The sequence below is a fragment of the Corynebacterium haematomassiliense genome, assembly GCF_013978595.1.
GTDB lineage: Bacteria > Actinomycetota > Actinomycetes > Mycobacteriales > Mycobacteriaceae > Corynebacterium > Corynebacterium lehmanniae.
Genome location: NZ_JACDTZ010000001.1, coordinates 789,815 through 809,704, shown reverse-complemented (window position 1 = coordinate 809,704; position 19,890 = coordinate 789,815). Strand labels below are relative to the sequence as shown.

20 protein-coding genes and 2 pseudogenes are annotated in these 19,890 nt (G+C 65.5%); 12 read left to right on the top strand and 10 right to left on the bottom strand.

The window, feature by feature from the left end; genetic code table 11:
• Positions 1–17 precede the first annotated feature (17 nt).
• From H0193_RS03910 to H0193_RS03895, 4 genes are all read right to left on the bottom strand, one after another.
• The gene (locus H0193_RS03910; RefSeq protein WP_181888646.1) at positions 18–437 is read right to left on the bottom strand and encodes a hypothetical protein; all 420 of its coding nucleotides are present in this window, start codon (positions 435–437) and stop codon (positions 18–20) included.
• A 54-nt stretch (positions 438–491) separates the two neighbouring features.
• On the bottom strand, positions 492–902 hold the full coding sequence (locus tag H0193_RS03905; protein WP_181888645.1) for a hypothetical protein: 411 nt from the start codon (positions 900–902) through the stop codon (positions 492–494).
• 321 nt (positions 903–1,223) lie between these two features.
• The gene (mtr, locus tag H0193_RS03900; protein WP_181888644.1) at positions 1,224–2,651 is read right to left on the bottom strand and encodes a mycothione reductase; all 1,428 of its coding nucleotides are present in this window, start codon (positions 2,649–2,651) and stop codon (positions 1,224–1,226) included.
• 43 nt (positions 2,652–2,694) lie between these two features.
• Positions 2,695–3,690, bottom strand: coding sequence for an alpha/beta hydrolase (locus H0193_RS03895; protein ID WP_181888643.1), 996 nt, complete (start codon positions 3,688–3,690; stop codon positions 2,695–2,697).
• Positions 3,691–3,821: 131 nt separating this feature from the next.
• On the opposite strand from H0193_RS03895, the gene mqo reads away from it, so the two are divergent.
• Entirely contained in the window at positions 3,822–5,333 is a 1,512-nt protein-coding gene (gene mqo, locus H0193_RS03890) for a malate dehydrogenase (quinone) (protein WP_181888642.1), read from the top strand.
• A 6-nt stretch (positions 5,334–5,339) separates the two neighbouring features.
• On the opposite strand, the gene H0193_RS03885 is transcribed toward mqo, so the two are convergent.
• Positions 5,340–6,545 (bottom strand): protein adenylyltransferase SelO family protein, encoded by a 1,206-nt coding sequence (locus H0193_RS03885; protein WP_181888641.1) that lies wholly within the window; start codon positions 6,543–6,545, stop codon positions 5,340–5,342.
• 24 nt (positions 6,546–6,569) lie between these two features.
• Between H0193_RS03885 and cobA the strand changes: the two genes are divergently transcribed.
• Genes cobA through H0193_RS03865 form a run of 4 tightly spaced genes read left to right on the top strand, consistent with a single transcriptional unit; the run spans position 6,570 to position 8,799 of the window.
• Positions 6,570–7,310, top strand: a complete 741-nt coding sequence (gene cobA / locus H0193_RS03880) for a uroporphyrinogen-III C-methyltransferase (RefSeq protein WP_181888640.1) — start codon at positions 6,570–6,572, stop codon at positions 7,308–7,310.
• Entirely contained in the window at positions 7,294–8,253 is a 960-nt protein-coding gene (locus tag H0193_RS03875) for a class I SAM-dependent methyltransferase (protein ID WP_181888639.1), read from the top strand. The genes cobA and H0193_RS03875 overlap by 17 nt, the downstream gene beginning before the upstream one ends.
• Positions 8,254–8,293: 40 nt before the next feature.
• Positions 8,294–8,545, top strand: a complete 252-nt coding sequence (locus H0193_RS03870) for a type II toxin-antitoxin system Phd/YefM family antitoxin (RefSeq protein ID WP_181888638.1) — start codon at positions 8,294–8,296, stop codon at positions 8,543–8,545.
• A complete protein-coding gene (locus H0193_RS03865) occupies positions 8,545–8,799 on the top strand; it encodes a Txe/YoeB family addiction module toxin (protein ID WP_181888637.1) in 255 nt (84 codons plus the stop codon). Before H0193_RS03870 ends, H0193_RS03865 begins: the two co-directional genes overlap by 1 nt.
• Here the strand turns inward: H0193_RS03865 and H0193_RS03860 are convergent.
• On the bottom strand, positions 8,796–9,533 hold the full coding sequence (locus H0193_RS03860; protein ID WP_181888636.1) for an NAD-dependent deacylase: 738 nt from the start codon (positions 9,531–9,533) through the stop codon (positions 8,796–8,798). The genes H0193_RS03865 and H0193_RS03860 overlap by 4 nt on opposite strands.
• Before the next feature lie 267 nt (positions 9,534–9,800).
• Between H0193_RS03860 and H0193_RS03855 the strand changes: the two genes are divergently transcribed.
• Positions 9,801–10,673, top strand: a complete 873-nt coding sequence (locus tag H0193_RS03855) for a hypothetical protein (protein ID WP_181888635.1) — start codon at positions 9,801–9,803, stop codon at positions 10,671–10,673.
• An 89-nt stretch (positions 10,674–10,762) separates the two neighbouring features.
• On the opposite strand, the gene H0193_RS03850 is transcribed toward H0193_RS03855, so the two are convergent.
• Positions 10,763–11,488: a DUF1648 domain-containing protein gene (locus tag H0193_RS03850; protein ID WP_181888634.1), complete on the bottom strand. Its 726-nt coding sequence runs from the start codon at positions 11,486–11,488 to the stop codon at positions 10,763–10,765.
• Between the two features lie 10 nt (positions 11,489–11,498).
• The gene (locus tag H0193_RS03845; RefSeq protein WP_181888633.1) at positions 11,499–12,185 is read right to left on the bottom strand and encodes a YaaA family protein; all 687 of its coding nucleotides are present in this window, start codon (positions 12,183–12,185) and stop codon (positions 11,499–11,501) included.
• A gap of 31 nt (positions 12,186–12,216) precedes the next feature.
• On the opposite strand from H0193_RS03845, the gene H0193_RS03840 reads away from it, so the two are divergent.
• On the top strand, positions 12,217–14,004 hold the full coding sequence (locus tag H0193_RS03840) for a proline--tRNA ligase (protein ID WP_181888632.1): 1,788 nt from the start codon (positions 12,217–12,219) through the stop codon (positions 14,002–14,004).
• Here H0193_RS03840 and H0193_RS03835 read toward each other — a convergent pair.
• Entirely contained in the window at positions 14,001–14,807 is an 807-nt protein-coding gene (locus H0193_RS03835; RefSeq protein ID WP_338026585.1) for a DUF4439 domain-containing protein, read from the bottom strand. The two genes, H0193_RS03840 and H0193_RS03835, sit on opposite strands and share 4 nt — an antisense overlap.
• 31 nt (positions 14,808–14,838) lie before the next feature.
• On the opposite strand from H0193_RS03835, the gene rimP reads away from it, so the two are divergent.
• The 4 genes and pseudogenes from rimP to H0193_RS12565 all read left to right on the top strand — a co-directional run.
• On the top strand, positions 14,839–15,390 hold the full coding sequence (gene rimP, locus H0193_RS03830; RefSeq protein ID WP_181888631.1) for a ribosome maturation factor RimP: 552 nt from the start codon (positions 14,839–14,841) through the stop codon (positions 15,388–15,390).
• On the top strand, positions 15,387–16,406 hold the full coding sequence (gene nusA, locus H0193_RS03825; protein WP_181888630.1) for a transcription termination factor NusA: 1,020 nt from the start codon (positions 15,387–15,389) through the stop codon (positions 16,404–16,406). The genes rimP and nusA overlap by 4 nt, the downstream gene beginning before the upstream one ends.
• Before the next feature lie 131 nt (positions 16,407–16,537).
• Complete coding sequence (locus H0193_RS03820) at positions 16,538–16,870, top strand: YlxR family protein (RefSeq protein ID WP_181888629.1); 333 nt, start codon at positions 16,538–16,540, stop codon at positions 16,868–16,870.
• A 105-nt stretch (positions 16,871–16,975) separates the two neighbouring features.
• A pseudogene (locus tag H0193_RS12565) lies at positions 16,976–17,068 on the top strand (translation initiation factor IF-2 N-terminal domain-containing protein); the annotation flags it as partial.
• Between the two features lie 396 nt (positions 17,069–17,464).
• On the opposite strand, the pseudogene H0193_RS12560 reads toward H0193_RS12565, so the two are convergent.
• Positions 17,465–18,007: pseudogene (locus tag H0193_RS12560) on the bottom strand (hypothetical protein); the annotation flags it as partial.
• On the opposite strand from H0193_RS12560, the gene infB reads away from it, so the two are divergent.
• Positions 18,002–19,837, top strand: coding sequence for a translation initiation factor IF-2 (gene infB, locus H0193_RS12555; protein ID WP_420838851.1), 1,836 nt, complete (start codon positions 18,002–18,004; stop codon positions 19,835–19,837). The pseudogene H0193_RS12560 and the gene infB sit on opposite strands and share 6 nt — an antisense overlap.
• The last annotated feature ends 53 nt before the right edge of the window (positions 19,838–19,890 follow it).

Below are 19,890 nucleotides of genomic sequence, written 5' to 3'. Positions count from 1 at the left end.
TGTCTCAGCAGCAAGAATTACTTGCTGAGCGGGTGCTGCAGCCAGCCGTTGTAGAAGGCGAAGTTGAAGCCAGCGATGACCAGGCCAACCAGGGCGCCGATGGCGGCAACGATGGAGCCGTCGATCCAGTAGCGAGCCCACTGCGGGACGTCCTCAGCGTTGGTGGTGTTACCGAAAGCATCGGTCGGGTAGAACGGATCCTTCGCGTCGTTGAAGTAGTGGGAAGAACCCTTGCCATCGAACAGGCCCTTGGTGCCGTCGCTGACAACCTCGCCGAAGTCCTTATCGGTCTCCTTCTGCTTGCCGACGAAGACGACGGCCTTGTCCTTGGAGTTGGTCTCGGTGGTGCCTTCCTCAGCGGAGGCGATTGCGGTGCCACCAGCAACGACGGTCAGAGCGGTTGCGGTAGCAACTGCAGCGGTGCGGAAGTTACGCATCGTGTTCCTTCTTTCGAAAAATGAGTTGGAATTGGTTTGCGGGAATCCGCGAACTTAGAACTGGAAATCGCCGTGGACGAAGTAGTTGTACAGCGGGCCAACGATGAGGCCGACAACTGCGGAAACAGCGGTGAAGATGGTTGCGCCGTACGCGAGACGAGCGTAACGCGGCTGGTCACCGAAGTTGTCCTTCTGGCTGCCGAAGATCTGCTCGCCGTCGGTGCCGCGCAGGTTGCCGTCCTTGTCGCGGAACTCGAGCCACTCGGACTGGACGATCTTGTTGGAGGAAGCCGGCTCGACGCCGTCCTTGCTGTCCTTGTCCTCAACCGGGCGGACCGGTGCGGTGTAGGCCGGAGCCTCCGGTGCCTCAGTGCCTTCGGTTGCTGCGGTTGCGACTGCGGTGGAGCCGAATGCCACAGCGACGGCGGTTGCGCCGGCGAGGGCTGCCTTACGGAAATTACGCATGAAACGAAATCCTTCTCTGATAGTTCTTGCACGACGTCCGGGTGGAATTCAAAGAATCCCAGGGGCATTGAGCTCCTAGGACCGATAGCAAGCCCGGTGGGCTCGGTCCCGGTGTCTGCACTGACAATAGCCGAACACTTCCAGCCGTATGCAAGTTGACGCTTAAAATTTTTCAAAAGTTCAACCAAAGGTTGGAAAGCTTGGCGTTCACTGAAAAAATTGGGCTAGACCAAATATCTCTCACGTGCTCTTTTCGGCACCTGTGCGGAAAAGGTCATGCCTTTTAACCCGGTCCCCCGAAAGAGGGGGTAAAGTAGGGGTTTAGACTTCTTTGAACGTCAGGTCGAGGCCGAGGATCGCGTTTTCGGTCACCTCCGCCAGCGACGGGTGGATCCAATACTGCGAGCGAGGAAAGTCCCGCAGGTCCAGCCCGTATGCGAGCACGGTAATCATTTGCTGGATAAGCGTGGACGCCTGCGGACCCATGTAGTGCGCGCCCAACAGCTGGCCGGATTCGCGGTCCGCCACCAGCTTCACCACACCGGTGGAGTCCTCCAAGCCCCAGCCGTAGGCGACATCGCCGTAGTTCTGCACTTTCACCGTGACGTCGAAGCCCGCGTCCGCTGCTTCCTGTCCAGTCAGGCCCACCGTCGCGATCTGCGGGTGGGTGAAGATCGCCGACGGGACGTGATCGTGCGGCATCGGCACCATCGCGGAGTCGTCGTTGCCCGCCCATGCCTGAAGCACGTTGTGTGTCACGGCTCGCTGTTCTGCGTTCGCCACGTGCTTGAGTTGGTATGGGGAAGACAGGTCGCCGAGCGACCACACGCCGTCCACGGAGGTGCGGCCGAACTCGTCGACGGCGACGCGGCCGCCTTCGTGCGTTTCGATCCCTGCAGTGGCGACATCGAGGGTGTCGCTGTTGGGGATGCGGCCAGTGGCGATGAGGAGGGATTCGGAGCTGACCGTGGTGCCGTCGTCAAGCGTGAGCGTGACACCCTCGCTGTTCTCGGTGGCGGAAGTGACCGTGCGGCCGATGTGGACGGTGTAGCGCTCGGCGGCGAGTTTGTTGAACGGCTCCGCGAGGTCCGGGTCCAGCTGGCGAAGCAGCTGAGAGCGGCTGATGATGGTCACCTCGGTGCCCAAGGCGTCAAAGACGTGCGCGAACTCCATGGCAATGAAGCCGCCGCCGACGATGGTCAACGACTTCGGCTGGCGCTCAAGGCGCATGATGTCCTCGTTGGTGTGGAACGTGACGTCGTTGGCCCACTCCGGAATGAACGGGCGGGCGCCGGCGGCGAGGATGATCGTGTCGGCGGTGATGAACTCTTCGGCCCCGCCGCGGCCGGTCTTCAGCGTCTTCGGGCCGAGGAAGGACGCCTCCACGTCGTAGACGGTGACGTTGGGGCAACCGTTGCGGCGGTAGTCCTCGCCGCCCTTGGCGATCAGATCGATGCGGTTGTCAAAGACGCGCTCGACGATCCCGGGCCAGTCCGCGCCCTTGTACTCGAGATCAATGCCGAGCTTTCCGGCCTCGCGCGCCGCGTACGCCTGCTCCGCGGCGAGCACGTACATCTTGGTGGGGATGCAACCGACGTTTAAGCACGTGCCTCCGAACGCGCCTTTCTCCACGATCGCGACGTTCTTGTCGTCGAAGTCCGGGGTGAGGATGGAGTTGCCCGAACCCGTTCCCACAATGATCAGGTCGTAGCGTGTGGCGTCCTGCAAATCGCTTCCGTGAGCGGGCATGGTCTTCTCCTCTATATATATATGTCTGTTTTGCGTATCGACGTTACTGGGCGAAATGTTGGCCGTCTAACCACTGGAAAACAGCCTTGAATGCGGCCTCGCGGGCGTGGCGCTCGGACAGGAACACGTCGTGGCGTGCACCGTCGATGACCTGCACTTCTGTCTCGTCGGACAGTGTCGGCGCCCAGCGCTGGATCTGGTCGACGTCCAGCACCGTGTCGGCGGTGTCGGCGGCGGGGGAGTACTCCTCGCCGAGGTACGAATGCGACGAGCACAGCGTCAACGTCGGCACACCAGTGTCAACGTTTCCGGCGTGGATCTGTTCCTGTCCCTGCATCACCGCACGGATCCAGCCCAGGTACTTGCGGTGCCCGTCGATCGGCTTCCACTCAGTGTTGAACTCCCACTCGCCGTGGAAGTCCCGGTGGATTGACTTGCCGTAGGTGCCCTCCCCGCGCTGCAACAGCGGCAGCGACGGGAAGATCGTGCCGAAGAAGTTCAGCAGCGGCTTGAGCGCTGCCACCTGCCACTTCGGAAACTGCATGTCCAGCCACGGGCTGTTGAGGACCACCCCGGCGAGCTTTGCATGCTCCGCGGGCTTCTCGCGGCGCAGGTGGTCCGCCCACAGCGGCACGATCAGCCCGCCGGTGGAATGCGCCAGCACCACCACCGAACCGTGTTCCGCGGCGAGAATATCCAGCGCCTGGGTGAGCTCGGGGAAGTACCGGCTCATCGACAGCGTGAAGTGCGCGCGCTGCCCCTTCTTCAGCGCGCGCCCGCAACGCCGCAGGTCCAGCGCGTAAAACGGGTACCCGTGCCGCGTGAACTCGTCGGCGACGTGGGCCTGGAAGAAGTAGTCAGACATGCCGTGCACCCACAGCACTGCAGGTTTTTCGGGCTTTGTGCTTCTCGACGCGCGCACGTCCCGCACCAGCACCGCATCCACGCGGGTTCTACTGTCCGGGTCCTTCCCCTGCGGGAGCGCTGCCTGCTCGAATCCGTCGCCCAGCGGGTCGGGTTGCCAATCAAGCTCATTCATGCGGCCGATGATACTTTTCTGCGGACGGTTCGGACCTGTGGTCGTCGACAAGCCTTTGCACCTTGGCGATGAAGGGGACGTAATATAGTCACCACTCCCAAAAGTCGATAAACATCAAAGGATGACTACGCATGTCTGACAACGGTGGTAAGAAGTACGCGGACGAGGTGGACATCCTGCACGTCGGCGCCGGCATCATGAGCGCCACGCTGAGCTCGATGCTGCACGAGCTGGAACCCGAGTGGTCCCAGATGATCTTCGAGCGGCTTGACGGGCCTGCCGAGGAGTCCTCCTACCCCTTCAACAACGCTGGCACCGGCCACTCCGCCCTGTGCGAGCTGAACTACACGCCCGAGAAGAAGGGCCGCATTGATGTCTCCAAGGCGATGAACATCAACGAGAAGTTCCAGCTGTCGCGCCAGTTCTGGTCCTACCAGGTGGAAAACGGTGTGCTGACCGACCCGCGCGCCTTCATCAACCCCGTGCCGCACGTGTCCTTCGCCCAGGGCGAAGACCAGATCAACTACCTGCGCAAGCGCTACGAAAAGCTCTCCGCAAACCACATGTTCCCCAACATGCAGTTCGCGGACGACCGCGACACCTTCGCTGAGAAGCTGCCGCTGATGTCCCAGGGCCGCGACTTCGACGCAGAGCCGGTGGCCATCTCCTGGACCAACGTCGGCACCGACATCAACTACGGCTCGCTGACCAAGCAGTTCCTCGACGCCGCCAAGAACAACGGCACCGAGATCCGCTACGGCCGCGAAGTGACCAACATCAAGCGCGAAGGCAACTTCTGGAAGGTCACCGTCAAAAACGCCCACACCGGCGACAAGCAGGTCGTGCGCGCCCGCTTCGTCTTCGTCGGCGCCGGCGGCTACGCCCTCGACCTGCTGCGCAACGCAGGTGTGCCCGAGGTCCACGGCTACGCCGGCTTCCCGATCTCCGGCATGTGGCTCAAGACCGACAACCAGGAACTGGTGCAGCAGCACAAGGCCAAGGTCTACGGCAAGGCCAAGGTCGGCGCCCCGCCGATGTCCGTGCCGCACCTGGACCTGCGCGTCGTGGACGGCAAGGAATCCCTCCTGTTCGGCCCCTACGGCGGCTGGAGCCCGAAGTTCCTCAAGGAAGGCTCCTACCTGGACCTGTTCAAGTCCATCCGCCCGGACAACATCCCGTCCTACCTCGGCGTGGCCGCCACCAACATCGGCCTGGTGAAGTACCTGGTGCAGGAAGTCTTCCGCGACTTCGACGGCAAGGTGGACATGCTGCACGAGTACTACCCGGCAGCAGACGGCAAGGACTGGGAGGTCGTGGTCGCCGGCCAGCGCGTGCAGGTGATCAAGCCGGCTGCCGCCCCGCGCTTCGGCACCCTGGAGTTCGGCACCGCCTTGGTGAACGACCAGAACGGCACCATCGCCGGCGTGCTCGGCGCCTCCCCGGGTGCGTCCATCACCCCGGCCGCCATGATCGAGCTTCTCGAGCGCTGCTTCGGCGAGCACATGATCGACTGGGCCGACAAGCTGCACGAGATGTTCCCCACCTACGGCAAGTCCCTCAAGCGCGACAAGGACGCTTACGACGAGCAGTGGGCGTGGACGCAGAAGACGCTCAAGCTGGACACGGGCGAAAACACCCTGTAGCAGCGTTTACGTCCCGCAGAAGGTGACGTAGGGCAGCTGCCCCTCAGGCCGGGCCATCCATTCGGGCCCGGCCTTTTCGTTGTACGGGTCGCTCACCGCGGAGAGCAGCTCGTTGTACGCGGTGTAGTCGCCGCGCAGCTCGGCGGCGTCGATAGCCTCCTGCAGCATCTGGTTGCGGGGGATGAAGACGGGACCCTCGCTTCCGTTTATGCCGTGCTCGCGGTTGTAGGTGGTGATGTCGGCGGCGGCGTTGAGCCCGTCGTGGTCGCCTCCGATCCACGTCGCCCAGGCTTCGTCCCAGGCTGGCTGGACAGTTTTGACGTAGGCGTCGACCTTCTCCGCGCCGAGCAGTGGGTAGAGCGCCTCCGCCAGCCGCGCCATGTTCCAGGCGATGATGTTGGGCTGGTTGCCAAATGCGTAGCGGCCCTGGCGGTCGATGGAGGAGAAACTCGCGGTGCCGTCGAAGCGCTCGGTGAACGCGCACGGGCCGTAGTCGATGGTCTCTCCGGACAGTGCCACGTTGTCGGTGTTCATCACCCCGTGGACGAAACCCAGGCGCATCCAGTGCGCCACCAGGTCGAACTGGCGGCGGGTGACGGTGCGCAGCATCTCCTCGGCATCGGCGAAGCCCGCGGCGGCGACGACCTTCTGCGTCAGCTCCTCCGACTGTGTCGCCGCGTACTGCACCGTGCCCACGCGCAGGTGGCTCTTCGCCACGCGCACCACGATCCCGCCGGGGACCGCGCCGTTTTGGCGGATCACGGTGCCGCCGGTGGACAGCACCGCAAGCGAGCGGGTGGTAGGCACGCCGACCGCATGCATGAACGTGGAGACGAGGTGCTCGCGCAGCATCGGCCCGATCGCCCCCACCCCGTCCGTGCCCGGGCGCGAAAACGCGGTCAAGCCTGAGCCCTTGAGCTGGATCTCATACCCGGCGGTGTCGCCGAGCAGCAGGGCGCGGCCGTCGCCAAGCAATGGCACGAACTGGCCGAACTGGTGCGCCGCGTACGCCATGGCGTGGCCGCCGTGGGAGCCGGAGAGGAACTTGAGGCCGTCATCAGACTTGAGCCACGCAACATCGAGGCCGAGCTCCTTTGCAAGCGGCTCATTCAGTGCGACAAGCTGCGGGTTCTCAAACTCCGTGCCGGGCTCTGCGTGCGCGAGCTCCGGCAGGGCCTCTGCGAGCGTGTGGGCGAGCTGGGGTTGATTCATGGCTCCACCCTAAACTGATTGGCTATGACTACCGGCCACATCACACTCGTAGGCGGCGGCCCAGGCGCGTGGGACCTGCTGACCATCCGCGGACTGCGCGCCCTCGAGGCTGCCGACGTCATCCTCGCCGACCACCTCGGCCCCTCCGCCGAGCTGGAGAGCTTCTTGGACCTGACCGGCAAGGAAGTCGTGGACGTGGCGAAGCTGCCGTACGCGAGGCAGGTGGCGCAGGAGCGGATCAACGAGATGCTGGTCGCTTACGCGCACGAAGGCAAGCAGGTGGTCCGGCTCAAAGGCGGCGACCCGTACGTGTTCGGCCGCGGTTTCGAGGAGCTACAGGCGTGCGCCGCCGCCGGGCTGGAGTGCTCGGTGGTGCCGGGCGTGACCTCTGCGGTGTCCGTGCCGGCCGCCGCTTCGGTGCCGGTGACCCAGCGCGGGGTGACGCACGCGTTCACGGTGGTCTCCGGGCACCTGCCGCCCGGGCACGAGAAGTCGCTGGTGGACTGGGGTGCGCTCGCTCGCGTCGGTGGCACGATCGTGGTGGTGATGGGCGTGCGCAACGTGCGCGCGATCACGGCGGCGCTGGTGGAGGCCGGGCTGTCCGGGGACACTCCCGCCGCCGTGATCCAGGAGGGCGAGACCGACGCGCAGCGCGTGTACTTCGCCACCGCGGCGAGCTTGGCCGACGTGATGGAGGCCGAAGGCGTCGCCGCACCGGCCGTGTACGTGGTGGGGGAGGTCGCTGGCCTTGCGCACGCTGGATAGCTTGATCTGGGATGTCGCGTTCGGCGCGGCTGACGGTGGTCAGAGGACCGTGCTCATCTGCCACGACCCGACCCTGGATCTCACGCGCGCGGCGGTCGCTGCGGGTGCTCCGGTGGTGTTCTGCGAATCGGACTACACGCGCAGCCAGCAGGCCCGGTCGCTCGGCGCCGAGGTGGCCGGGGACGTGCGCCTGGACGAGTACCTCGCCGGCGCGACCGGGGCTGCCGTTGCGGTCGGAGAGATGCCGAAGTCCCTGGCGCGGCTGGATTACCTGGCGCGTTCTATCGCGGGCGCAGGCTTCGACGAAGTGCGCCTCGTGCTCGGCGCGAACAATAAACACCTCGCACGCAGCATGAACGCGACGTTGGGGGAGTCGTTCGAGGACGTTTCTGCCTCGCTCGGCCGCGGCAAGTTTCGCTGCCTGGTCGCCTCCGGCCCCCGCGAGGTGTCGTATGCGCCAAAGCTTTACGACGGCCTCGTCGCCGTCGGCGGAGTTTTCTCCGGCGCAAAACCGGACCGGGGCGGGGAGCTGCTTCGCTCCTGCCTGCCCGCCGAGCCCGGCCGGCTTCTCGACCTGGGCTGCGGCAACGGCTCCGTCACCCGGGGCTTGGGCGGCGTCGCCACGGACGCGGACGCCGATGCGGTGCTCTCCGCCCGCGCCATCGGGCTGGAGGCGACGTGGGATGACGCCGGCTCCCGATTGCCGGACGCGTCCTTCGACACAATCGCGCTGAACCCGCCGTTCCACGACGGCACCACCGTCGACGCCACGTTAGTGCAGCACCTCCTCGACGCCTCCGTGCGTTTGCTCGCCCCCGGCGGGGCGCTGTACCTGGTGCACAACTCGCACTTGCGCTACCGCGGCGAGGTGGAGCGTCGCTTCGCGTCCGTGGAGCAGGTCGCGCGCGATAGGACCTTCACGGTGCTCCGCGCCAGCTCGTAAATGTGGTACCGTTTTGTGGTACCACATAAAGGAGGGGCAAATGTCCATCAGTGCATCGGAAGCTCGCCGGACCTTATATCCGCTCATCGAGCGTGTGAACAACGACCGCGACGCGGTTGAAATTGTGTCGCGCAATGGCAATGCCGTGCTCATGGCAGCAGAAGATTATGAGTCATGGGTAGAGACCGCTTACCTGTTTAAATCGCGGGAGAACAGGCGCAGGTTGACTCGGTCCTATGAGGATGCCCTCAACGGCAAGTTCGTTGAGCATGATCTCGATCTGGATGAGTAATGCGCCTCGTTTGGACTGCCGATGCGTGGAGCGACTACCTCTATTGGCAAACCACTGATAGGAAGATGCTGAAGCGGGTGAACCAGCTTCTCCGCGACGTGTTGCGAGATCCCTTCGAGGGGATTGGTAAGCCTGAACCGTTGAAGTATGGCGCGGATGGTGCTTGGTCGAGGCGTATAACCCAAGAACACCGATTAGTTTACATGCTTGCGGATGGAGACCTAGTGATACTGCAGGCCCGCTATCACTACTAGCCCAGGAGGGCGGGCAGCGCGTTGGCGGCGGTGTCCTCGATGACGACGTCGGCCAGGTGCGACAGGTCCGTGCGCATGGGGGTGACCTCGATGATGGGGATCTCGCGGGCGTGGGCCATCAGCGGTAGGCCGGCGGCGGGGTAGACCACCCCGGAGGTGCCCACGATCACCAGCGCGTCGGCGGTGCGCATGCGGCGCTCCGCTTCCTTCCACTCGGCTTCAGGCAAGGCTTCGCCGAACCAGACCACGCCGGGGCGCACTGGTCCTCCGCATTCTGGGCAAGCCGGGGGAGTAATTGCTGCCACGGGTTCTTTGGGGAGATCGATGGGCTGGGCGAAGCTTTCGTCGCAAAGCGTACAGCGAAAGTCGAACAGCGAGCCGTGCAGATGGACGACCTCCTTGCTGCCTGCGCGCTCGTGGAGGTTGTCGATGTTTTGCGTGGTCACCGTTGTCTTCTGCGACTTGGCGACGGCGACGTGGCCCGCGTTCGGCTCCGCCTGCTGCGCGAGGTGGGCGCGCCAGAGATACCAGGCGAACATGGTGTCCGGGTCGTCGTGCCACGCGTCGATGGACGCCATGTCCTGCGGGTCCACGTTTTCCCACAGGCCGGTCTGAGCGTCGCGGTAGGTGGCGATGCCGCTGTCGGCGCTCATGCCGGCGCCGGTGAAGACCTCGATGTGCGAGGCGTCTGCGATAAGGGCGCGGGCGGTGTCGATGGTGGAGGAGGCGGTCATGGGTGCGACGGTACCTGTGGGGCGGGGGCCAGGGGGCGGTGTTAACGACGATATCGGCATTTAGGGCTGACGCGGCGGTAAAAGCCCTGGTCGCGGTCGGGTCGGGACGGTAAATGCCGATATCGTCTTTTGTACAGAGAGGTTCCCAAGTACCTGAACTGTGGATAACGATGGCGGCGAGTTATCCACAGATGAGCAAGAGCCCTTCCATTTTGCGTGAACCTCTGTCAGTATCGCGGCATGGATCGGGGGAGACAAGCAGAGATTGTGCGCAAACTACGCCATCGGGATAACGTCAACGACAACGCAGGTGCAGTGATCCTGTCATCGAAGCACTGCATGTCGCGGGCCGACTTCTCGGGGCTCGCGTTCTATGAGAGGCGGTGGATCCAGGCCATCGCTGCGGGGAAAGCCGCCAGGAAAGCAGCACTGGCCGGGCGATCAGCTGCAAGGGCGTTGGATATGTGGGTGGTGACGACCGAGGTCAACGAGCCAGTGGAGCTACTTCTGCCAAACGGCAAAGCGCCGCCGAAGAAGCAGCAGCCGGCGAACACGGTCTATCACCGGGCAAGGAAGCGGCCAGCGACAATCCGGCGCTTCGACACACTGCGTGCCACGGATGAACTGACCACGGCGTTCGAAATCGCGCTGCGACATGGTTTCCGGGAGGGGCTCGTCGCCATGGACTGGATACTGAAGTTCTACGCGGACAGAGACACGGTCGAGGCCGAGATGGAGAAGCTGGGCAGGGTGCGAGGCATTGACACGCTGCGGAAAGTAGTGAGGTTCGCGGTGGACAACTCGCGCTCGCCGTTCGAGTCGTACGGAAGAGCGATTCTGATTGAGCGGGTGGCGGAGCACTGGATCGTCAACGGCATGTTTGCCGGCTATGAGGTGGATCTTCGCCGCGGGATGTTCGTGACGGAGATAGACGGCGACTACAAATACGACGGAGTGACGTTCAAACCCACCGACGAGACGCTGCGGAAAGAACGCCGCCGCGAAAAGAACCTGCTGAAGGCCGGCGTCAAGCTACTGCGCCCATCGCCGGTCGATTTGTTGTTCAGAGAAGATGAGTTTGTGGCTGATGTGCGCCGGCTTCTCGCGTTAGCGGAGATGGTTGAGAAGGCGGCGAGTTAGCGCAGGTAGAAGGGGTGCAACCGATAAACCGATAAATTCCACTCGGCCGATAAACCGATAAATTTCGCCGGCGCGAGGGCAGGACCGAGCTAGACCGCAAAAGACAGCGCCACGCACACTATGGGGATCAAAGCTATGCCGACCACCACCCGCCGCAAGTAGCGCTTGCCCGGCGCGTGGGCGGTGTTCACCGCGATCTTGCCCGGGTTCGACGGCAGCACCGCGGCGACCATAGGGTCGTTCGGCGCCGAATAGGTGCCCATGCCGCCCTGGTAGCGCAACTGCTCGTTGCGGGCCTGTTCGTCCGCGTCCGGTTCGATCCCGTCCTTTTTTGAGGTCACGCGCATGCCGATCACCACCACATAGATGATGAAGCCGATCCAGAGCACAATCTCCAGCCAGAACGGCAGTTTCACGTCCGGCACCACCATGGAGATGTTCATCACCGCGAACAGTGCGGCCATCGCGAGGATTATTTTGGAGACGATGTCTGCGGAGGCGTCGCAAAGCTTCTCGACGCGCCGGGCCACCGTCTCCGAAAACGGCAACGCGCCGTCGGCCGGGACGTCGACGGTGTGCCGGGCAAGCGATCTCGGCGGCAGAAACAGCGGCAGGATCAGCGTTACCGCGATGCCGATGATCATCGGCAGGGTCGTGCTGAGCAGCGTCTTCGGCGCGAAGCCGTCCGCCTCGCCGGTGGGGCCGATGTGCACCGTCACAGGGTCGGGGATCGCGTCCCAACGCAGCAGGATGTAGGCGAACCCGGCGGCGTAGATCAGCGCGGCCAGGGCGTAGCGACGGTACTGGGATGGCATGGAGCTCAACCTACACACGCATTGTGAGCAGTGTGCCGTCGACCGAAACGTCGAACCCGGCGGCGGAAGCGATGTCGGCGACATCTTCGGCGGACGTGGCGTCGTGAGGCGCCAGCGCGCGGGCCAGCTCGCCCTTGTACTGCTTGTTGAAGTGGCTAACCACCTTGCCGGTGTCGGCCTGCTCCACGCGCACCGTCAGCGCTCCGGGCACCGGCCCGAGCTGTTGGTAGGCGCCGGAGCGCATGTCCACCACGAATCCCTGCTCACCAAGCACATCGCTTATCGACGTGCGCCACCACGCCTTCATCGTTCTCCCGCCGACCTTTGAGCCGCCGGAAACGCGGTAGCGGGGGATCAGATCGCCTGCGCGCACCACCCCGAACAGCGCGGAGCCCACGGCCAGGCGGGACAGAGCCTCATCGGGCAGGGACAGAGCGTCGAGGGCGTCGTACAGCACGCCCGTGTAGCGCTGGATCGCCGGCATCACCGGAGCCGTGCGCAGCGCCAGATTCTCCTCGGCCTCCGCGCGTTTGCCGGCAGGGACTTTCAGCTCGCGCATTTGGATGTTCACGTCGGTGGCCGTGAGGACGTCGATAAGCGATGTGCGTACGGCGTCGAGGGAGGGAAACGACAGCGACATGGTGGCGTCGGTGCCGCCGGGGGCTTTGGTTTCAGAAGGCGGGAGCACGATCAGCATGCGCAAAACCCTAGCGGTAAACTTCCAAACCATGATTACACGCCTGTCCACGCTGTTCCTGCGCACGCTGCGCGAAGATCCCGCCGATGCCGAGGTGCCCAGCCACAAGCTGCTGGTGCGCGCAGGCTATGTGCGCCGTGCCGCGCCGGGCGTGTACTCCTGGCTGCCGCTGGGTCTGCGCGCGCTGCGCAAGATCGAGGGCGTGGTCCGCGAGGAGATGGACGCCATGGGCGGCCAGGAACTGCTCTTCCCGGCGCTGCTGCCGCGCGAGCCGTACGAGGCCACCAACCGCTGGGCGGAGTACGGCGACGACCTGTTCCGCCTGAAGGACCGCAAGGGCGCGGACATGCTGCTTGGCCCCACGCACGAGGAGATGTTCACCACCGCGGTGAAGGACCTGTACTCCTCCTACAAGGACTTCCCGGTCACGCTGTACCAGATCCAGACCAAGTACCGCGACGAGGCGCGTCCGCGTGCCGGCATTCTGCGCGGGCGCGAGTTTGTGATGAAGGACAGCTACTCCTTCGACATGTCGGATGAGGGGCTGGACCAGTCCTACGCCAACCACCGCGCGGCTTACCAGCGCATTTTCGACCGCGTGGGATTGCGCTACGAGATCTGCAAGGCCACCTCCGGCGCCATGGGCGGCTCCGCGTCCGAGGAGTTTTTGGCGTACTCGGACAACGGCGAGGACACCTTCGTCGTCTCCACCGCGGGCGACTACGCGGCGAACGTCGAGGCAGTGACCACCGTCGCGCCCGAGCCGCGCCCGTTTGAGGGGCTGCCGGAGGCGGTCGAGCACGACACCCCTGCGTCCGAGACCATCGCGGCGCTCGTGGAGTGGGCGCAGGGGGCTGGCGTGCTTATCGACGGCCGCTCCGCCGAAGCCGCCGACACCCTCAAATGCATGATGGTGAAGGTCAACGACCCGCGTCAGGTAGATGAGGACGGCGAGCCGGTCGGCCCGCAGCTGGTCGGCGTGCTCATCCCCGGCGACCGCGAGCTGGACGAGAAGCGCCTCGAGGCATCGCTTGAGCCCGCAACGTTCGAGCTGGCCAGCGACGAGGACTTTGCCAAGAACGACTTTTTGGTCAAGGGCTACGTCGGCCCCCGCGCGCTCGCGGCCAACGGCGTGCGCGTGCTGGCGGACCCCCGCGTGGTGGACGGCACCGCCTGGATCACCGGCGCGGACGCCCCGCAGAAGCACGTGGTGGGCCTGGTCGCCGGCCGCGACTTCACCGTCGACGGCTTCATCGAGGCCGCCGAGATTAAGGCCGGCGACCCGTCGCCGTCCGGCAACGGCACCGTCGAACTCGCTCGCGGCATCGAGCTGGGCCACATCTTCCAGCTCGGCCGCAAGTACACCGAGGCTATGGACGTGCAGATCCTGGACGAAAACGGCAAGCGCGCCGTGCCCACCATGGGCTCCTACGGCATCGGCATCTCCCGCATGCTCGCGGTGATCGCGGAGCAGCGCCACGACGACAAGGGCCTGGTCTGGCCCGTGGAGATCGCCCCGTTCCAGGTGCACGTCGCGGTGGCGAACAAGGACGCCGCAGCCCTCGAGGCGGGCGACCGCATCGCGGCCGAGCTGTCCGACGCCGGGCTCGAAGTGCTTTTCGACGACCGACCAAAGGTCTCCCCGGGCGTGAAGTTCAAGGACGCCGAACTGCTCGGCATGCCGTTCATTGTCATTCTCGGCCGCGCGTTCGCCGACGGCATCGTGGAGCTGCGCATCCGCGGCGGCGAGACACTGGAGGTCCCGGCCGACGAGATCGTGGCGAAGGTGCAGGAGCTCGTCGCCGAGCGCCTCGGCTAGACCCGCTGGGCGTGGGCGGCCAGCCTGATGGCGTCTTCGCGCCAGGTCGCCGATTCCGCGTGCGCGGCGGCGTAGCGCCACTGAGCGACTAGGTCGCTCTGCATGGTTTTGACCAGCTGGGCGGCCTCTTCTGCATTTGCGGGCTCGGTGTAGCCCTCGGCGAACTCGTAGCCGGCGGCCGGAACCAGAGACTCGCCGTCGGCGATGTCCAGCACGCGAGTCAGTGCCGCGGTGCGCTCGTGGGATGCCTCGCGCAGCTCGCCGACGCGTTCGCGCAGGTCGGCATCGGCGTAGGCGAGCGCGAGGCCAAGCCCGTAGTAGACGGCGTTTTCCCGCGCGAGCATGTCGCGGGCCGCTTCAGTGTCTGCGGCGTCCGACACAGTCTCGGTGACAGGCTCGAGGTTGACGGGGGAGAGCGTGAGTGCGTCGATAGCCTGGGCGACGATGAGGTCCACGGACTCATCCGGCACCTTGTCGGCGGCGGCGATGGTGTGCTCGAGCAGCGCAGACGCATTACCTTCGGCGGGCAGGTCGGTGTCGCCGAAGCCGACGTCGCACGACGCGGGCGTCTGCCCCTGCGCGTCCAGCCCGCACAAACGAAGCGCTTCCCCTTTCAGCTCCTCGCTCTGCTTCTGGCGCATCTCGCGCCACTGTTCCCGTGCGGGGTCCCCGAAAACCCAGTCGGCGGAGGCCTGCTTCGCCAGCGCCATGATCTCGCCGTTCGCGCGCGGACCCACGACGTCCATCACGGTGCAGCTGGTGAGCAAAAGCGCGGCGGCGGGCAGCAGGAGGAGTTTCTTCACGCGCTGCACGTTACACGCTAGGTTGGTCGGCATGGCTTTTCCCACGAACGAGGTAATCGAGCGCATGGTTGAACCGGTTGCGCGCACCTACGGCATGGACATTGAGAAGATCCGCACGGTCAAGGCGGGCAAGAAGTCGCAGGTGGTCATCGCTCTGGATTCGGACGAGCATCCGACACTCGATGACCTCGAGGAGGTGTCCAAGGAGCTCTCTACGCTTTTCGACGACGCCGAGGAACGTGGTGAGGTCAGCTTCGGCGCGGGCTACACCCTGGAGCTGACCACCCCGGGCGTGGACCTGCCGTTGACCGAGGCGCGGCACTTCCGCCGCAACCGTGGACGCAAGGTCAAGGTGGGCGGGGAGCAGTGGCGCGTGGGCCCGCTCGACGCGGAGGAGAACAAGGTGGCGCTGGTGCGTGCGACGAAAAAGGGGGAGGAGGTTCGCGTTTCGCCAGTTTCTGAATTGTCGGGAGCAGTGGTAGAAATTGAGTTCAATGCCCCGCCGGCAGCCGAGATGGAGCTGGCGGATCGGGCGTTTGAAGATCTTGATGCCGCTGCAACGGTGAGGAAGGAAAACAAGTGAATATTGACTTGAACGCGCTGAAGGCGATCGAGGAACAGCAGGGGATCGCCATGGAGGATTTGCTGGCGACCATCGCGAATGCGCTGCTGTTTTCCTACCGCGAGTTCAAGGAGGGGGACGCCGGTGCCAAGGGGGATGACGGCACCAAGGCGCGCGTCGACATCGACACTGAAACCGGCGACGTCGCCGTCATCGTCAGCGAGCTGGACGGCGAGGGGGAGGTCGTCTCCGAGTACGACGACACTCCGGTGAACTTTTCCCGCATCGGCTCCGTCGCTGTGCGCGACGCCATCAAGGGCCGTCTGCGCCAGGCGGAAGCCGGCCGCGTCTACGACGAGTACTCCGGGTTCGAGGGCCAGGTGGTCTCGGGCATCGTGCAGCGTGACGCGCAGGCGGAGGCCCGCGGCCTGAACATCGTCCAGCTTGGCACCGAGGCGGACCCGCAGGACGGCATCCTGCTGCCGGCGGAGAAGATCCCGGGCGAAAAGCTCAAGCACGGCGACCGCATCAAGGCGTACGTCGTGGGCGTGAACAAGGGCGACAAGCGCGTGCAGGTGAACCTGTCGCGCACCCACCCGGAGCTGGTGCGCGGCTTGTTCGCGCTCGAAGTGCCGGAGGTCGCAGACGGCTCCGTGGAAATCGTCGGTATCGCCCGCGAGGCTGGCCACCGCTCCAAGGTGGCGGTGCGCGCCACCGTCAAGGGCGTCAACGCCAAGGGCGCCTGCATCGGCCCGCGCGGCGCGCGCGTCACCAACATCATGTCCGAACTCGGAGGCGAGAAGATCGACATCATCGACTGGGACGAGGACCCCGCCAAGTACGTGGGCAACTCCCTGGCCCCGTCGAAGGTGGTTTCCGTCGAGGTGCTGGACCTTGAGGCGCAGGCGGCCCGCGTGACTGTGCCGGATTACCAGCTGTCGCTGGCCATCGGCAAGGAAGGCCAGAATGCCCGGCTCGCGGCTCGTCTGACGGGCTGGAAGATCGACATCCGCTCCGACGCTGACGCGGCCGAGTAAATAACACCGCTGTAACCAGGAAACCCGCTGGAAATATAGATCCAGCGGGTTTTGGCGTACAGTGTTATACGGCTTTTGTGTCCGCACGTTCAGGTGCGGCGACGATAAACGCGAGAAAGGACGGGACGCGGATGGGTGTTGCCCGCAAGCAGCCGATCCGCACCCGAACCTGCATCGCCACCCGCACCGCGCAGCCCGATACCCAGCTGCTGCGGGTCGTCGCCGATCCGGACGTGCCAGGGCGGGTGCTCGCAGACCCGGGCAGGAAACTTCCTGGCCGGGGAGCGTGGATCACGCCCTCGTTGGACGCGGTCGAGCTGGCGGAACAACGCCGTGCCTTCGGGCGGGCGCTCCGTCTGTCCACTGCGGTGGACCTAGGTCATGTACGTACGTACCTTGCGTCGTCGCAAAGCAACTGCGACGAAGTAAAAGACCCAGACGAAAAAGGAAAGACTGAACACTGATGAGTACGCAACCATGAAGCAGCATCAGCGATGAATGTCACTGACCACGTCTAGGGGCAAGTAGCCGGAAGGGCACTGCTCCTAGCAACAACGAAGAGGAGATACGTGTCCGGAAAGCTACGCGTTCACGAGTTGGCCAAACAGCTCGGCGTAACAAGTAAGGAACTGCTCGCCACGCTCAAGGAGCAGGGTGAGTTTGTGAAGACGGCGTCGTCGACAATCGAGCCGCCCGTCGTGAAGAAGATGAAGGCGCACTACGCCAAGCAGGCCGGCGGCGATGATGCTGCCGACACGAAGAAGGCTGAGTCTGCGCCGAAGAAGCCGCCGCTGAAGAAGCCGGGCCAGAACCGCGCGAAGGCTGCGGCGCCGAAGCCTGCCTCCCCGAAGCCGGCGGGCGAGAAGCCAGCCAAGCCGGCGGAGAGCAAGCCGGCTGCGGCGAAGCCGGTTCCGGGCGCCCCGAAGCCGGGCGCAGCGAAGCCAGCGGGCGGCGAGCCGGCACCGAAGCCGGGCGCAGCAAAGCCCGGTGCGCCGAAGCCGGGTGCCGCGAAGCCCGGTGCGCCGAAGCCGGGTGCCGCGAAGCCTGGTGCGCCGAAGCCGGGCGCCGCAAAGCCCGGTGCCGCGAAGCCCGGTGCCGCGAAGCCTGGCGCGCCGAAGCCGGCCGCGAAGGGCGGCGCTCCGACGCCGGGCGCGATGCCGCGTCCGGTGCCGAAGCCGGGCCGTCCGCGTGTGGCAAACAACCCGTTCTCTTCCAACACCGGCGGTGGCCAGCGTCCGCCGCGTCCGGGTGGCGGGCGTTCGGGTGGCGGCCGTCCCGGCCAGGGTGGTCCGCGTCCCGGCGGCGCTCGTCAGGGTGGCGGCTCTCGTCCGTCCCCGGCTGATATGCCGGCAGGTCCGTCCCCGACACAGATGCCGTCCAAGGCGGCCGCTCCAGGCGGTCGCGGCCGTGGTGGCGGCGGTGGCCGTGGCCGTGGTGGCGGACCGGGCGGTCCCCGCTTCGGCGGACCGGGCGGCGGCGGTTTCCGCGGTCGCGGCGGACGCCGCGGCGGCACCGCTGGTGCATTTGGCCGTCCCGGTGGTGCACCGGGCAAGCGCCGCAAGTCCAAGGGCCAGAAGAGGGCCGAGTACGAGGAGATGCACAAGCCGAACGTCATCGGTGGCGTTCGTCTGCCTGACGGCGGCGGCAAGACCGTCCGCCTGCGTCAGGGTGCGACCCTGTCTGACTTGGCGGAGAAGATCAACACCGATGCGTCTTCGCTCGTGCAGGCGCTGTTTAACCTCGGCGAGATGGTGACGGCGACGCAGTCCGTGTCCGAGGACACGCTGCAGCTGCTCGGCGCCGAGATCAACTACGAGGTGCAGATCGTCTCGCCGGAGGACGAGGACCGCGAGCTGCTCGAGTCCTTCGACCTGCAGTTCGGCGAGGACGAAGGCGGCGAAGAGGCGCTGGAGCAGCGCCCGCCAGTGGTCTCCGTCATGGGCCACGTCGACCACGGTAAGACCCGTCTTTTGGACTCGATCCGCAACGCCAATGTGGGCCGCGGCGAGGCCGGCGGTATTACCCAGGGCATCGGCGCGTACCAGACCGAGGTCACCCTCGAGGACCAGCCGCGCAAGATCACGTTCCTGGACACCCCGGGCCACGAGGCGTTCACCGCCATGCGTGCCCGCGGTGCGAAGTCCACCGACCTGGCCATTTTGGTCGTGGCGGCGGATGACGGCGTGATGCCGCAGACCGTCGAGGCGATCAACCACGCCAAGGCGGCCGAGCTGCCGATCGTGGTCGCCGTGAACAAGGTGGATAAGCCGGAGGCGCAGCCGGACAAGATCCGTGGCCAGCTCACCGAGTACGGCCTCGTGCCGGAGGAGTACGGCGGCGACACCATGTTCATCGACATCTCCGCGAAGCAGGGCACCGGCATCGACGACCTGCTGGAGGCCGTCCTGCTCACCGCCGACGCGGCGCTCGAGCTGACGGCGAACCCGGACATGGACGCCCAGGGTGTGGCCATCGAGTCCCACCTGGACCGCGGCCGCGGCCCGGTGTCCACCGTCATCGTGCAGCGCGGCACGCTGCGCGTCGGCGACTCCATCGTCGTCGGCGGCAACTTCGGCCGCGTGCGCCGCATGGTCGACGAGTGGGGCAACGACGTCGAAGAGGCGGGCCCGTCCCGCCCGGTGCAGGTCCAGGGCCTCAACGGTGTCCCGGGCCCGGGCGACAACTTGCTCGTGGTGGACGACGACCGCGTGGCGCGCCAGATTGCGGCGCAGCGCGACGCCCGCCACCGTGCGGCGATCCAGGCGCGCAGCAAGAAGCGCGTCTCCCTGGAGAACCTGGATCAGGCGCTCAAGGAGACGAGCCAGCTCAACCTCATCCTCAAGGGCGACAACGCCGGTTCGGTGGAGGCCCTGGAAGAGGCGCTACTCAAGATCGAGATCGACGACGAGGTCGAGGTCAACATCATCGACCGCGGCGTCGGCGCCGTGACCCAGACCAACGTCTCCCTCGCGGCGGCGTCGGACGCTGTCATCATCGGCTTCAACGTCCGCGCCGACGGCAAGGCCACCGAGGAAGCCAACGCCGAGGGCGTGGAGATCCGCTACTACTCGGTGATCTACCAGGCCATCGAGGACGTGGAGAACGCGCTCAAGGGCATGCTCAAGCCCATCTACGAGGAGCGCGATCTGGGCGAGGCGGAGATCCGCCAGATCTTCAAGGCCTCCTCCGTCGGCCTCATCGCCGGCTGCATGGTCACCGAGGGCAAGGTCAAGCGCGGCGCGAAGCTGCGCCTGGTCCGCGACGGCAACGTCATCACTCCGGACGCGACCATCGAGTCGCTGCGCCGCGAGAAGGACGACGCCAACGAGGTGGCGAAGGGCTACGAGTGCGGCATGGTGCTGTCCTACCCGGACATCCAGGTGGGCGACATCATCCAGACCTACGAGATGGTCGAGGTGCCGCGCGACTAGCACTGCCGCGTGACAACCGTCGCAAAGCAATTGCTTTACGACGCCAACCCCCG